The sequence below is a fragment of the Nodosilinea sp. LEGE 07088 genome (genome assembly GCF_015207395.1).
GTDB lineage: Bacteria > Cyanobacteriota > Cyanobacteriia > Phormidesmidales > Phormidesmidaceae > Nodosilinea.
The window spans coordinates 1-13,828 of record NZ_JADEWX010000159.1 but is presented as its reverse complement, the minus strand read 5'-3'; the positions used below and the strand labels follow the sequence as shown (position 1 = coordinate 13,828).

The following is a 13,828-nucleotide window of genomic DNA, read 5'->3' as shown; positions in this document are numbered from 1 at the left end:
GGTTTGGTAGGATGCAGGAAACATATTGGTTTAGGGGAGCTGCACTGAGGCTCCCTATTTTTTGTCCCCTTTATTGTCTCAAAGCCCTGTACCGCATGACGTTGAGTACCCTTGTCACCCGTTAAGCTCGTGGCTAAGGGCTTTTGCTGCTACCTATATGACATCCCTCACTATGTGGCCAATGGCCTGGAGATTAGGTTAACTAAGTTTACAGATCAGTTTGCCGCCAGCGGCACCACTTATTTCTCCATAGTCCATGATGCTGATGGGGAATGGAGATACTTTCCAGATGTCGCTACAGTACTCAGCGATGGAACGATCGCTGGAGAATTTGCCCATGCGTACTGCATTGAGAATCGACATGCGGGTCCAGTTCTCGACATTGCTGTAAGCTTGGCCCACGGTCTTTTGACAGTTCACATAGGCCTGATAGTCGGCCAACAACATAAAGGGATCGTGGTAGAGCAGTTTGTCAAGCAACGGCTTGAACAGTTCGCCATCTCCTTGGGAGAAGTGGCCGGAGGCAATCAGGTCGATGGCGTCTTTGAGTATGGGGCTGCGCTCGTAGTAGTGGTAAGGGGTATAGCCCTCGGTTTTGAGGGTGACGACTTCGTCGGCAGTGAGGCCAAACAAGAAGAAATTTTCGGTTCCGACGGCATCGCGAATTTCGACGTTAGCGCCGTCGAGGGTGCCAATGGTCAGCGCACCATTCATGGCAAATTTCATGTTGCCGGTGCCCGAAGCTTCGAATCCAGCAGTGGAAATTTGCTCGGAGAGATCGGATGCGGGATAAATACGTTGGCTGTTGGTGACGTTATAGTTGGGCAAGAAAATGACTTTAATCTGGTTGCGTAGGTCGGGATCTTTGTTGACCATATCGCCTACAGCGGTAATCAGTTTAATCATCAGTTTGGCCATGTGGTAGCCGGGTGCTGCCTTACCGCTAAAAATAAAGGTACGGGGGGGAATATCCTGATTTGGGTTTTGTTTGAGCTGGCTGTAGAGTGTGACAATGTGCAAAGCATTGAGGTGCTGACGTTTGTACTCGTGGATACGCTTCACCTGCACATCGAACAGGGATGTGGGATCGACCAAAATGCCAAACTGGTTGTGGATATGGTTTGACAGGTCGCGCTTAACAGCTTGCTTAATGGTGTGCCATTCTTCACAAAAGTTAGTATCGTTGGCGAGAGGTTCGATCTTTTTAAGGTCGTCCAAATGTTTGATCCAACGATCGCCAATGCGGCTGGTTATGAGTGTGTTCAGGCGAGGGTTGCTGAGGGCGATCCAGCGGCGCGGGGTAACACCGTTGGTTTTGTTGCAGAATTTTTCGGGAAATAGCTCGTAGAAGTCGCGCAGTACAGTTTCTTTGAGTAGCTCACTGTGTAGAGCGGCAACACCATTGATTGTATGGCTGCTAACGCAGGCAAGGTTTGCCATCCGCACATAGCGCTCGCCGCTTTCGTCAATCAGCGACATACGGGCTAGACGATCGGGATCTTTGGGAAATTTCATCCGCACCAGGTCGAGAAATCGACGGTTGACTTCGTAGATGATCTCAAGATGGCGCGGTAATAGCTGACCGAATAGGCTGATGGGCCACCTTTCAAGCGCTTCGGGTAACAGGGTGTGATTTGTGTAGGCGAGGGTTTTTTGGGTAGTCTCCCAGGCTAAAGACCATTCGAGGCCCTGTTCATCGAGCAGCAGGCGCATCAGTTCGGCGGCTGCGATCGCCGGGTGGGTGTCATTGAGTTGGATGGCAAATTTTTCGTGAAACTGCTCTACTGTCATGTTTTGCCCGGCCAGAATGCGGAACATGTCTTTGAGGGAGCATGACACAAAGAAAAACTGTTGCTCCAGACGTAGCTGCTTGCCCGCCTCAGTATCGTCATTGGGGTAGAGTACTTTGGAGATATTTTCGGAGGCAACTTTCTCTTCTACTGCGCCGTAGTAGTTTCCTTGGTTAAAGACTGCAAAATCGAAGGATTCAATGGCTTCGGCTTTCCACAGCCGCAGGGTATTGGCCGTGTTGACTTTGTAGCCCAAAATTGGCGTATCGTAGGGAACTCCAAGCACTTCGCGATCGGGGTTCCAGCGTACTCGATAACGTTCTTGATCATCGGTATAGGTTTCGGTGTAGCCGCCAAATTTGACGGCTACAGACCACTCGGGGCGAGCTACCTCCCATGGATTGCCATAGCGTAACCATTTGTCGGTGCGCTCGACCTGCCAGCCATCGCGCAAGCCTTGCTCAAAGATGCCAAACTCGTAGCGAATACCGTAGCCCAATGATGGGATCTCGAGGGATGCTAACGAATCGAGATAGCAGGCCGCCAATCGCCCCAGGCCTCCGTTTCCTAATCCGGGTTCTTCTTCTTGGGCCAGGAGTTCGTCAAACTCAAGGCCCAGTTCTTCCATAGCCTGTTTGACTTGGTCATAGATGCCCATGTTGATGAGGTTGTTGCCGAGGTGGGGCCCCATCAAAAACTCTGCTGATAAGTAGCACACGGTACGCGACCGATGCTGGGTGTAGCTTTCAGCGGTTGCGTTCCAACGGTGCAGCATGCGATCGCGCACCAGATAGGCTAGGGCCATGTAGTAATCTTGCTTGGTCGCCAGCGAGACCGGCTTCCCCTGCACGTAAAAGAGGTTATTTAGAAATGCCCGTTTAATACTTTCAATGTCTGACTCAGTCCGCTCTTTGGCTAGGGCTGTTGCTACAGCAATATCGACTGGCGAAGGGGCATCCATAGGTGACTCGTCCTGGAACAGAGTACGGCTAGTAATCATCCTCTATGAGATCAAATTGAGCGATCGCAAATTGTGGCTTAGAGCACGATTTAAGCTTGGTTTAAGACTGCTCTCGGCCAATATACTGCCCGTGAATGCTCACCGCGTAGGGTACCAGGTAGGTCAGGCCAGCAGAGATCCAGCGGGCCTGGGTCATGGTTCTAGAGCGCACCGCCGCGCCGTGATTAATGACAAAGAGCAGGGTGCCAATTACCAAGGCCACTCGCACTGCCCGCACCGCCAATTGAGGAATCACCAGCGCTGCCAAGTAACCCTTAATGGCCTTCATAGTATGCTGCCTACAGGTAGATGAAAACATACCCTATCCCCACGGTACATTTCTTCTCCCGGTGGGGCAGGGCAGGGATAAGAGCCAGGAACCTAAGATACTAGTTCCTTAGCCAAATTCTCTTCCCACTTGCGGGGGGGGCTAGCGCGGCGGATATTGCGCCAGATCTGGGTAGCTGCCAGGGTGCCATCGGCTACGGCTACTGAGACCTGGTTTAGACCCTGCTTCAGGTCGCCGATGGCAAAAATGCGATCGTGGGTGGTTTGGCACATGGTGTTGGTAACCAGGTTTTCGCCATCCCATTCTAGGTTGGCAATGCCTTTGAGATAGTGGTTATGGTAGATCGAACCCATGTTGATGAGGCCGGTTGTTGCCTCAATGATGGTGCCATCATTGAGCTCCACACCGCCTAACTTATGATGCTCGCCTAAAAATCTCGCGATCGGTGCTTCGTAAAGAGGATAGCCGTAGTCGGCCAATTTGGCTCTCATGTCATCGCCGACGGTGCAAAGCCCGTGGGTCAAGACCGAAATGTAAGGGGTGAACCAGTCGAGCACAAACGCAGCGTTAATCTGGGACTCTTTACCGGCGATCAGCACGGCTTTTTGATCCCACATGTCGAAGCCGTCACAGATCATGCAGACGTGGAGGGTGTAACCTGCATAGTCATAGACGTTTTGCATATCGTCGAGTTGGGGCAGGACATCGATTACGCCGGAGGCAGCAATTAGGTACTTGGCACGAAATACGGGGTAAACGCTGTCGGTTTTACCCACTTTGACTTGTACCGCTAGCTGGTCGCCCTCGTCCACTACATCTTCGACGTAGCCGCGCAGATAGTCAGACCCCCATTCCACCGACTGCTGCATACCGTGGTTAAGGATTGCCCGGCCCGGAGTTTCGGGATCAACACCAACGACGTTGCGAACCTCTTGCATCCACAGCGATCGCCCTTTGCCTTTCTCAATCACCAGACACTTAAGTCCGTAGCGCGCCAGGTAAATAGCGGCTGACAACCCTCCCATGCCACCTCCTACAACAATGGCATCGTAGAGTTGGTCGGTGCGTTCGTGGAGATTTTTGCGAGAGAGTTTCATAGGAGTGCTGGATGGAGAGAACTGCAATTAGGCTTAATAACAGGCTATGACCAAGCCATATTTTCAGGCTAAAAGGGTTGGTAGACGTTGGGCATCAATATGTCTTAGGGAACTACCGGATATTGTCGCCCTTTATTTAGATCAGCTTACCCCTGATCTAAAAAGGCAAAGGGGGGTTAGTCTCCCCTTTGCCTGATGCTTATCTGTCATCGGACAGATGGTAATTAGCCGACGAAGGCCAGGCGAGGCTCAGACACACCGGCAGACTCAGTCCCCTTGAGGTAGGCCAGCATGGTGTCGGCATCGGAGACCTCGAAGGGGTCGATGGGGCAGTTGTCGCCAAAATCGGGCTCAACAAAGATCTTCTCGATGGCACCGTCGTTGACGAGCATGGAATAGCGCCAAGAGCGCATGCCAAAGCCCAGGTTAGACTTGTCGACCAGCATACCCATCTTGCGGGTAAACTCGCCGTTGCCATCGGGCAGTAAGGAGACATTCTTTGCGCCGATCTTCTGACCCCATTGGAACATGACGAAGGCATCGTTGACCGACACGCAGATGATGGTGTCAACGCCCTGAGCCTTGAACTCTTCGTAGAGCTCTTCGTAGCGAGGCAGGTGGTTGGAAGAGCAGGTCGGGGTGAATGCACCGGGCAGAGAGAACACCACCACTTTCTTGCCAGCGAAGATATCGCTGGTGGTCAGGTCTTGCCAGCGGTAGGGGTTAGACCCGCCCACCGACTCATCCCGCACGCGGGTCTTGAATACAACGTCAGGTACACGTTCAATAGCAGCCATAATTACCTCTTTGTTTGGTCTGACAACAAGTCAACTGCGTTTCCAGCTACTGCTGCTTAGCCCAGAATAATTCTGAGTTAAGAAAACTTCAATAAGTATAGTAGCTCAAAAGAAGGAATTTTTGCTAAGTAAGACTGATGTCTAGATAGGAATGCTAACCTGTTAAGAGTAGGTTATCGTAGTATGTCCATCCAGCGATTGTTTGCCTTGGATCGAAGTGCCGTAGCGTTGAATGTCGGAGCCGGGAGAATGTCGTCCCAAGCTGATCAAATCGTCACTATGCTGAAGTCGAAGGGACTGCGCGTCACGCCCCAGCGGTTTGCTGTCTATGCGAATTTGCTAGGCCGCTGTGACCATCCCACGGCCGATGACATTCTCAATGACTTGAACCAGAGCGCCCCGACCTCGTCGCAGGCGACGGTCTATAGTTCGTTGCAGGCCCTGCGCGGGGCTAACCTGGTGCGTGAAGTGCTGCTGGAGGAGGGTGTCTGCCGCTACGACGCCAATGTTGGCCCTCACCACCATTTTCGCTGTCAGAGTTGTGGGGCGATCGCCGATATTCCCTGGGAAACCTTGGCTAGTTTAGATACCCGAACCCTCAGCTCCCGCTGGCAGATTGAGGGCTATGAGGTAACGGTGCGCGGGCTGTGCGATCGCTGCCAGGCAGAATAAGCAATTTTGGATTGGCGATTTTGGATTTTGGCTGGGGCGACCTGCATAGGCGATACACTGCTGCTAGGCAAGCCATGAAATATCGCGGCTACCCGCTCCAAAATCGCCAATCCAAAATCCAAAATCCAAAATTGATCCGAAACTATGACCAACCCTACTCCCATCACCAGCCCCTGGCAGCTCAAGCCCTGGTGGTGTCAGCCCTGGTCGATTGTGCTGACGGGGGTCACGATCGTTGGAGGTAGTTGGCTACTCCTGCATCGAGTTTGGCTAACTGCCCTGGTCGGTGTTCCTATTGGCGCGTGGATGGGCTTTTTTTTACTGCTGTGGCCTCGACTGATGCGAGAGGCAGGCTATCTAGATACTGTCTCGGTCGGTCAGCAGCCCAACGAGAATTTGGAATAGCTCTTTTGATCACCCAGTGCCGCTGGGCCTTCGCGGTTATAGCTTCTGACCACTTCATAGATCCAGGCTCGGCTATAGCCGGTAACCTCAGAGACCTCAGCGGTACGCTTGCCCAATTGCAACAGCCAGATCAGCTGATAATGCCCCCGCTCGATCCCGCTCTTAGCCAATTTATAACGCTGTTCCAGTTCCTCTAGGTTCAAATGTGGTGCTAGCTTCAATCGACGACCTATCTCGCTTTAAACCTGTCTTGCAACTCTGTCATTCTAGGGTTGATTAGCCGGACTTGATATAACGCCTAGTAATAGCGAGCGCTGGAGCTGAACCTGATGTCGCTGGGGCTGTTTGCTCTGGTGGCCGCCATCATTGGCACTGGCGAATTCTCAAAAACATCGAGCCTAACCGATCTGGCAATGGCTATAGCTCAGCGGGAGCAGGGCTTTGACGTTGCTGTGCTGCCAAATCTGAGAATAGTTAACAAATTCGGGGCAACTGTTCCCCGCTGAGAAAACCGAGGATGCGTTGTGTCCCGATAGGGCTTTGTAAAACCACTTGAGCAGGTTGATCGTCGGTGACGGTGCCAATGATCTGGGCCGAGGGATTGTACTGGCATAGGCAGTCGAGGGCGGCGGCGGCGGCGGGGGCGGGAACAAATGCCACAAATCGACCTTCATTGGCGACGTACAGCGGATCGAGCCCCAACAGTTCGCAGGCTCCCTGTATCTCTTCTGGCACCAAAACAGCGTTTGTTTCCAGCTGAATAGTCTGATGTGCCGATAGAGCTATCTCATTTAGGGCGCTGGCAAGCCCGCCTCGGGTGAGGTCGCGCAGGCAGTGGACGGGAACCTGGCGACACAGGTCGAGTACCGCGATCGCCAACGGTGCCGAATCACTCTCAATGGTGGTTTCAAACGCCAGCCCCTCGCGGGCCGACAAAATAGCGATGCCGTGACGCCCCAAGTCGCCGCTGAGCAGCACGACATCTCCGGGCTGGATCGCGCTGGGACCGATAAAACTGTCCTGCTCGACAGTGCCGATACCCGCCGTATTGATAAACAGGCCGTCTCCCTTACCGCGATCGACGACCTTAGTATCTCCCGTGACAATGCGCACCTGGGCCTGCTCGGCGGCGGCTTGAACTGACTGAACCACCTGCCAGAGTGTCTGCATCGGCAGCCCTTCTTCCAGAATGAAGCTGAGGCTAAGGTAGTGGGGTCTAGCGCCCGCCATCGCCAGGTCGTTGACCGTACCGTAGACGGCCAGGGAGCCAATATTGCCCCCCGGGAAAAATAACGGCGTCACGACGTAGGAGTCGGTGGTAAACGCCAGGCGATCGCCGGATAGGGCCAGACTGGCGGCATCGTGCTGCCAAGCGGTTTCTGGCTGAAAGGTTGCTAGAAACATCTCTTCGATCAGCTGACGCATCAGACTTCCCCCACCACCATGAGCCAAGAGTACCTGAGGGTAGCGCTGGAGAGGAATAGGACAGGTAAGGGATTGGAGCATGGAAGTTAGGGAGTGCATGAATGTTGACCTCGCCCTTAGAGCAGCACCCATGTAGGGGTTTGGGTACAGATCAACTCTATGGCAACTCTACGGTAGAGAATTGAGGAACTTGTGAGGCGGGCAATTGCCCTTGACCCTGATACGCCGATCGTCACAAGTTCCTCATGGGAAATCTTTATGGTTAAGTTAGCGGGGGAGTGGGTTTGCTTTGACCCCTACGGTGGACCTCGACGGAACCTCAAGATGTGAACAACCTTGGAGGAAAGTACGGTGTTATTTCGACAGCTCTTTGATCATGACTCTTATACTTACACCTATCTCATTGCCGATATCCGTCTGCGGGAAGCCATTCTGGTAGATTCGGTGATTGAGCAGGTAGAGCGCGACCTGCGATTGCTCAACGAATTAGGGTTGACACTGCGCTACTGTTTGGAAACCCATGTTCATGCCGATCACGTTACTGGAGCCGACAAGCTGCGGGCGGCGACTGGGTGCTTGGGTGTGGTTCCCATGCATGCTCAGGTGAGCTGTGCCGATCGCCATATTGCTGATGGTGATCGGCTAACGCTGGGCGATATCACAATCGAAGCGATCGCCACACTGGGGCATACCGATAGTCATATGGCCTATCGGGTGAACGACGATCGCGTGCTTACAGGGGATGCCCTGTTTATCCGAGGGTGTGGCCGCACTGACTTTCAGAGTGGCGATGCCGGAACGCTGTACGATTCAGTCACCCAGAGGCTGTTCACGCTGCCCGATAGCACACTCGTCTATCCGGCCCATGACTATCACGGCCATACCGTATCGACTATTGCTGAGGAGAAGCAGTGGAATCCTCGATTTGTGGGCCGCGATCGCCTGGCATTCATCGAGTTTATGAACGCGCTCGACCTGCCTGATCCCAAGAAAATGATGGAAGCCGTCCCTGCCAACGAGTTGTGTGGACAGGTGGCAACAACCGTTTAATAAGCCCTTGTAAGGAGATTTGATTATGTCGTCTACTGCAGAATCTCAGCTTCAAGAGATTGATGTATCGATGCTCAAGCACTGGTTAGATCGCGGAGAAGCCGTCCTAATTGATGTCAGAGAACCGACGGAGTATGCGTCTGAACATATCCCTGGGGCTCGGCTGATGCCGCTGTCTGCATTTGACCCTAGCAAGCTGATGCCGCTGACCGATAAGCGCATCGTTTTGCAATGTCAATCGGGCAACCGCTCAACCCAGGCGGCCCAAAAAATGCTGGCGGCAGGCTTTGACCAAGTCGCTCATCTACAGGGCGGGTTACCAACCTGGAAAGCTGCTGGCTACAAGACCGAGGTCAATAAGAATGCCCCTATCAGCATGTTTCGGCAGGTTCAGATTGTAGCGGGCTCGTTAGTGCTCATCGGCACGGTTCTGGGTGCCTGGATCTCGCCCTGGTTTTTACTGCTATCTGGATTGGTCGGAACGGGGCTGGCGTTTGCGGGCATTACTAACACCTGCGCGATGGCTATGCTATTGGCCAAACTCCCCTACAATCGACGGGCGGTTCACACTGGCAACATGATTTTTTAGGGGACAGCGATTATGCTCCCTGAGAAACCTAAACCCTCGTATCGATCTGCCCATTCACGTCAGCGGGCGCTTTATTCCTATCTTCCTTTTCTGCGGTGGTTGCTGCACTATCAGCGGCAAGATTTACCGGGAGATGTGCTGGCAGGCGCGATCGCAGCCATTATGCTGGTGCCTCAAAGCATGGCCTACGCCCTCTTAGCCGGGCTGCCGCCGCAGGTAGGGCTTTATGCCAGCATCGCGCCCCTGATTCTTTATGCCCTACTCGGCACGAGCCGAACCCTATCGGTGGGGCCAGTGGCCACGGTGTCTCTGCTGGTCGCAACCGGAGTTGGGAAACTGGCGCAGCCGGGATCAGCCGACTATATTGCCTATGCCCTGGCCTTAGCCTTACTCGTGGGCCTGATTCAAGTTGGTATGGGAATTGTGCGGCTGGGCTTTTTAGCTAACTATCTCAGCCATGCTGTGATCTCCGGCTTTACCAGTGCGGCGGCGCTGATCATTGGCTTTGGCCAGCTAAAGCATCTGTTGGGCCTTTCGCTGCCCCCTACGGAGTCTTTTCTAGGGTTGCTGGGGGCGATCGCGCCAAGGCTGTCTGAAACTAACCCGATAACGCTGGGGATTGGGTTGAGCGGTATAGCCATTCTGCTCTATGGCAATACGAGACTAGGTTCCCAGCTTGAGCGTTGGGGAGTTGCCCCCAGCTGGGTCACCCCTGTGACCCGTAGTAGTCCTTTGTTCGTGGTTCTTGTAGGGACGCTGTTGGTTTGGTGGCTCAGGCTTGACCAGGTTGCCGATGTCAATATTGTGGGTGCAGTCCCGTCGGGTATGCCACCCATCACCCTTCCACCCGTGAATTGGACACTGTGGCAACAACTTGTGCCCGCGGCGTTGGCTATCAGTTTTGTTGGCTTTGTAGAAAGTGTCGCCGTGGGCAAATCGCTGGCCAGCAAACGCCGTCAGACCATTGATGCCAATCAAGAACTGATTGGATTGGGCGCAGCAAATTTAGGTGCAGCGGTGACGGGCGGGTTTCCGGTGACGGGCGGGCTAAGCCGCTCAATCGTCAATTTTCAGGCGGGCGCAAACACCGGACTGGCCTCAATCATTACGGCGCTGCTGATTCTGCTGGTAGTGCTATTTTTGACGCCGCTGTTTTATTACTTACCGCAGGCTTTGCTGGCGAGCACGATTCTAGTCGCCGTTCTGGGACTGCTAGATTGGGCGACGCTCCGGCTGATGTGGCGCTACAACAAGACAGATGCGGCTTCGCTGCTGGTGACCTTCTTTGCCGTACTTGCGATCGGTATTGAAGTCGGCATTTTGGTCGGTATTGCCGCTTCGGTTATTCTCTACCTGTGGCGCACCAGTCAACCTCACATCGCTGTGGTCGGTCGCGTGGGAAACAGCGAGCATTTTCGCAATGTCCGCCGCCATGAGGTGACGACTTATCCCCACCTGTTGATCGTCCGTATTGATGAAAGTCTGTACTTCGCCAATACTCAGTATTTAGAGACTCAGCTCAGGGCGGCGATCGCCACCCGCCCGGAGATCACCACTCTGCTGCTGATGGGCAGCGGCATTAACTTCATTGACGCCAGCGCCTTAGAGAGCCTGGAGCGCTTGATTATAGATTTTAAGGACGCTGGCGTAGAGTGCTATCTCAGCGAAATTAAAGGCCCCGTAATGGACCGTCTGACGCGGGTAGGCTTTATAGAGCACCTAGGCCCAAACCACATTTTTCTAAGCACCCACCAAGCTGTAAAAGCTTTAGCAGAAGGCGGCGATCGCCCCGAAACTTAAGGTTTCGTTGTCCTATTGAGTTCACCTCAGAAATAAGCAGCGCCAATTTTTTGGCCGCCTCAGGTCGAGAAGTTAAAATGCTTTGCAGAACTATCGTGAGCTTTTATCCATCCATAGGCCACGGCATTAAGTGCTAGCCCCACACAAAACAGCAGCGCCATTAGTACAATTTGGTAGCCAGGAACAGAAATTACGCTATCCATGACAAGGTGCAACAGGTTGAGCACCGAGTAGATCAAGGTCATGCCGAAATGTAGTTTACGGAAACGCAGCGAGGGGTGGAATACAGATCCTAGAATTGCCAGCAGCGGCAGCGAGAAAAAGATCAGCATGAACCACATGACGGCGTTGACGCTGATGTAGTTGTGGGCGTGGGATTCGGCTACGCTGAGATTGTGAAACAGCGGCATGAGCGCCAGCTGGGTGTGAAATAAGGTGCCGAGCAAAAAGACCGTCCACAGGGCGGTGAGTCTGGCCGAAAAATCATTGGCAATCGGTTTATTCATGGGCAGAAGGATGACATCATCCCCAGAATTCGGCGTCATCTTTAGCTTAAAAAATAAAGATGAGGAACTTATGACGCTGGGCGATAGCGATAGTAGGCCGCACAGGCTCCTTCGGTGGAGACCATCGGAGCGCCGAGGGGATGTTCTGGACGGCAGCGGGTGCCAAAGGCCGGGCAATCGTGGGGCTTTTTCAGCCCCTGCAGCACCAGGCCGCTGATGCAGCTATCCTCGGCCTCTGGTGTTTGAGCCTGAGTATTCAGGCGATCGCGAAACCGCACCTGGGCATCTAAGCCTCGGTAGGGCTCTCTCAGGCCCAGGCCGCTCTGGCTGAGGCTGCCCAGCCCTCGCCACACCCGAGGCACCACCTCAAATACCTGCGCCATTAGCTGCTGCGCCGGTTGATTGCCCGAGGCTTGTACGGAGCGCGCATATTGATTTTCGACCCTGGCTCGGCCTGCTTCGAGCTGTCGCAAACAGAGGTATACCCCCTGCAAGATATCGACGGGTTCAAAGCCAGTTACCACAATCGGGACGTGATATGTGGCGGCGATCGCAGGATACGCCTCATACCCCGTCACCGTACAGACATGACCCGCCGCCAGAAACCCCTGCACCTGGCAGTCTGGTGCGGCCAAAATGGCCGCCATCGCGGGGGGCACGAGCACGTGGGCCATGAGGACAGAAAAATTGTTGATCTGGTGTTGCTGAGCTTGATAAACCGCCATCGCCGTGGCGGGGGCCGTGGTCTCAAAGCCGACCGCAAAGAAGACCACCTGGCGATCGGGGTGCTGCCGGGCCAGGGCGATCGCATCCAGGGGTGAATACACCATCCGCACGTCGCCCCCCTGGGCCTTGACGCTGAGCAAATCGGTCGAGGTGCCCGGCACCCGCAGCATGTCGCCGTAGGAGCAGAAGATCACCTCGGGCTGCGCCGCCAGGGTCAGCGCCTGATCGATCAGGGCCGCATCGGTGACGCAGACCGGGCAGCCTGGCCCGTGGATTAAGGTAATGTCGGTTGGCAGCAGCTGGTCGAGGCCGTATTTCACAATCGTGTGGGTCTGGCCACCGCAGATTTCCATCAGGGTCCAGGGCTGGGTGATGAGGGCGGCGATCGCCGCTGCATAGTCCTGTACCAGGGCTTCATTGCGATACTCAGTGACGTATTTCATAGGCTGGCGTGATGGTCCCTGTCGATAGAAAGTCATGAATCGGCATTGCCCACCGCCAGTGGATCGCCCAGGTAAATGTCTAGGTCTCGAGCGGTCTGCACCCACGGATTGCTGGGGGTCACCGGGCTCGTGCAAACATGGGCCTGGTGACGCGCCTTAATCAACGGCATGACGGCCTCAAGGGGTTTGCTGTCTACCTGCCCCTGGGCCCAAATCACCAGCTGCTGGTAGGTTTGCTCGGCAATTAGATCGACTGCTTTTCTGCCAAAGGCCGCCGCAATCAGTCGGTCAAAGGAAGAGGGAGGGCTGCTGCGCTGAATGTGGCCCAGGGTGGTGGCGCGGGTTTCAAGACTCTTTAAATAACAGAATTCTGGCTGCCCGGTCTGGCACAGTTGAGTGCCGTGCCGCTGAATTTGTTCGGCCAAAAGGTCGCCAATGTATTTCTCTTTGTCGCCCGCCTGGTTGCGTACCCCTTCGGCAATCACCACCAGGGCAAACTGGCGATCGCACTGCCGCAGGTGCACAATCTGCTGGCAAATGCCGTCGAGGATGCGATCGTTCAGTTTTGGCGTCAGTTCTGGAATCAAAATCACATCGGCCCCGCCCGCAATGCCCGATTGCAGAGCCAGATGCCCCGCATCGCGCCCCATCACCTGCACCACAATGATGCGGCTGTGGCTAGCCGCCGTAAAGGTGAGGTCATAGAGGGCGCGGGTGACCGTGCCTACCGCCGTATCAAACCCCAGCGATCGCTCGGTATAGGGCACGTCATTATCAATGGTTTTGGGAATGGCAATCCAGTTCCAGCCGCCCTGGCGCGCCAGGTCATCAATAATATCCAGGCTGCCGTCGCCGCCGAGGGCAATCAGGGCATCTAAGCCCAGCAGCCGGTAGCCCTCCAAAATTTCCTCGGCAATCAGCGGGTCACTGGGATCGCCTTTATTCAGGGCGCCGAGAATGCTGCCGCTGAGAAACTGGAGCACATCCACACCGTGGAGCCGACCGGGAATATCGAAGCCGTGGTCCCGCAGGCGCAGATCTTGAATACCACAGCTGCCCTGCTCCAGGGAAATCAGCCCCTGGGTCCCGTAGGGAATGCCGTAAACCTCCCAGCCCCGTTTAGTGGCGCATTTGATCACGGCCCGAATGACCGCGTTTAGCCCAGGGCAGTCGCCGCCGCTGGTGAGAATGCCGATTTTTTTAGAAGACGTTGCTGGGGACATGGGGGGGAGGGAGGAG

At 54.6% G+C, this 13,828-nt stretch carries 14 protein-coding genes; 5 read left to right on the top strand and 9 right to left on the bottom strand.

Annotated elements, in window-relative coordinates; genetic code table 11:
- Window positions 1-198: 198 nt before the first annotated feature.
- The 4 genes from IQ254_RS24640 to IQ254_RS24625 form a co-directional block, all read right to left on the bottom strand.
- Window positions 199-2,751 (bottom strand): glycogen/starch/alpha-glucan phosphorylase, encoded by a 2,553-nt coding sequence (locus IQ254_RS24640; RefSeq protein ID WP_193968802.1) that lies wholly within the window; start codon window positions 2,749-2,751, stop codon window positions 199-201.
- Window positions 2,752-2,851: 100 nt separating this feature from the next.
- The gene (gene nrtS / locus IQ254_RS24635) at window positions 2,852-3,079 is read right to left on the bottom strand and encodes a nitrate/nitrite transporter NrtS (protein WP_193968801.1); all 228 of its coding nucleotides are present in this window, start codon (window positions 3,077-3,079) and stop codon (window positions 2,852-2,854) included.
- 92 nt (window positions 3,080-3,171) lie between these two features.
- Entirely contained in the window at window positions 3,172-4,176 is a 1,005-nt protein-coding gene (locus IQ254_RS24630; protein ID WP_193968800.1) for an NAD(P)/FAD-dependent oxidoreductase, read from the bottom strand.
- Between the two features lie 224 nt (window positions 4,177-4,400).
- Window positions 4,401-4,973 (bottom strand): peroxiredoxin, encoded by a 573-nt coding sequence (locus tag IQ254_RS24625; RefSeq protein ID WP_193968799.1) that lies wholly within the window; start codon window positions 4,971-4,973, stop codon window positions 4,401-4,403.
- 249 nt (window positions 4,974-5,222) lie between these two features.
- On the opposite strand from IQ254_RS24625, the gene IQ254_RS24620 reads away from it, so the two are divergent.
- Both IQ254_RS24620 and IQ254_RS24615 read left to right on the top strand, forming a co-directional pair.
- On the top strand, window positions 5,223-5,645 hold the full coding sequence (locus IQ254_RS24620; protein WP_193968798.1) for a Fur family transcriptional regulator: 423 nt from the start codon (window positions 5,223-5,225) through the stop codon (window positions 5,643-5,645).
- Between the two features lie 144 nt (window positions 5,646-5,789).
- On the top strand, window positions 5,790-6,050 hold the full coding sequence (locus tag IQ254_RS24615) for a DUF6737 family protein (RefSeq protein WP_193968797.1): 261 nt from the start codon (window positions 5,790-5,792) through the stop codon (window positions 6,048-6,050).
- Here the strand turns inward: IQ254_RS24615 and IQ254_RS33905 are convergent.
- Window positions 6,023-6,166, bottom strand: a complete 144-nt coding sequence (locus tag IQ254_RS33905; RefSeq protein ID WP_369011363.1) for a hypothetical protein — start codon at window positions 6,164-6,166, stop codon at window positions 6,023-6,025. The genes IQ254_RS24615 and IQ254_RS33905 overlap by 28 nt on opposite strands.
- 358 nt (window positions 6,167-6,524) lie before the next feature.
- Entirely contained in the window at window positions 6,525-7,556 is a 1,032-nt protein-coding gene (hypE, locus tag IQ254_RS24605) for a hydrogenase expression/formation protein HypE (RefSeq protein WP_193968795.1), read from the bottom strand.
- Window positions 7,557-7,826: 270 nt separating this feature from the next.
- Between hypE and IQ254_RS24600 the strand changes: the two genes are divergently transcribed.
- The 3 genes from IQ254_RS24600 to IQ254_RS24590 are packed head-to-tail and all read left to right on the top strand — an operon-like array spanning window position 7,827 to window position 10,914.
- Window positions 7,827-8,525, top strand: coding sequence for an MBL fold metallo-hydrolase (locus IQ254_RS24600; RefSeq protein WP_193968794.1), 699 nt, complete (start codon window positions 7,827-7,829; stop codon window positions 8,523-8,525).
- A 22-nt stretch (window positions 8,526-8,547) separates the two neighbouring features.
- Complete coding sequence (locus IQ254_RS24595; RefSeq protein ID WP_193968804.1) at window positions 8,548-9,114, top strand: rhodanese-like domain-containing protein; 567 nt, start codon at window positions 8,548-8,550, stop codon at window positions 9,112-9,114.
- Window positions 9,115-9,126: 12 nt separating this feature from the next.
- Window positions 9,127-10,914: a SulP family inorganic anion transporter gene (locus IQ254_RS24590; protein WP_193968793.1), complete on the top strand. Its 1,788-nt coding sequence runs from the start codon at window positions 9,127-9,129 to the stop codon at window positions 10,912-10,914.
- Between the two features lie 59 nt (window positions 10,915-10,973).
- Here the strand turns inward: IQ254_RS24590 and IQ254_RS24585 are convergent, their stop codons facing one another.
- Genes IQ254_RS24585 through IQ254_RS24575 form a run of 3 tightly spaced genes read right to left on the bottom strand, consistent with a single transcriptional unit; the run spans window position 10,974 to window position 13,812 of the window.
- The gene (locus tag IQ254_RS24585) at window positions 10,974-11,459 is read right to left on the bottom strand and encodes a hypothetical protein (RefSeq protein ID WP_228041062.1); all 486 of its coding nucleotides are present in this window, start codon (window positions 11,457-11,459) and stop codon (window positions 10,974-10,976) included.
- A gap of 29 nt (window positions 11,460-11,488) precedes the next feature.
- Complete coding sequence (gene hypD, locus IQ254_RS24580; RefSeq protein WP_193968792.1) at window positions 11,489-12,589, bottom strand: hydrogenase formation protein HypD; 1,101 nt, start codon at window positions 12,587-12,589, stop codon at window positions 11,489-11,491.
- 32 nt (window positions 12,590-12,621) lie between these two features.
- A complete protein-coding gene (locus IQ254_RS24575) occupies window positions 12,622-13,812 on the bottom strand; it encodes an ATP-dependent 6-phosphofructokinase (protein WP_193968791.1) in 1,191 nt (396 codons plus the stop codon).
- Window positions 13,813-13,828 lie beyond the last annotated feature (16 nt).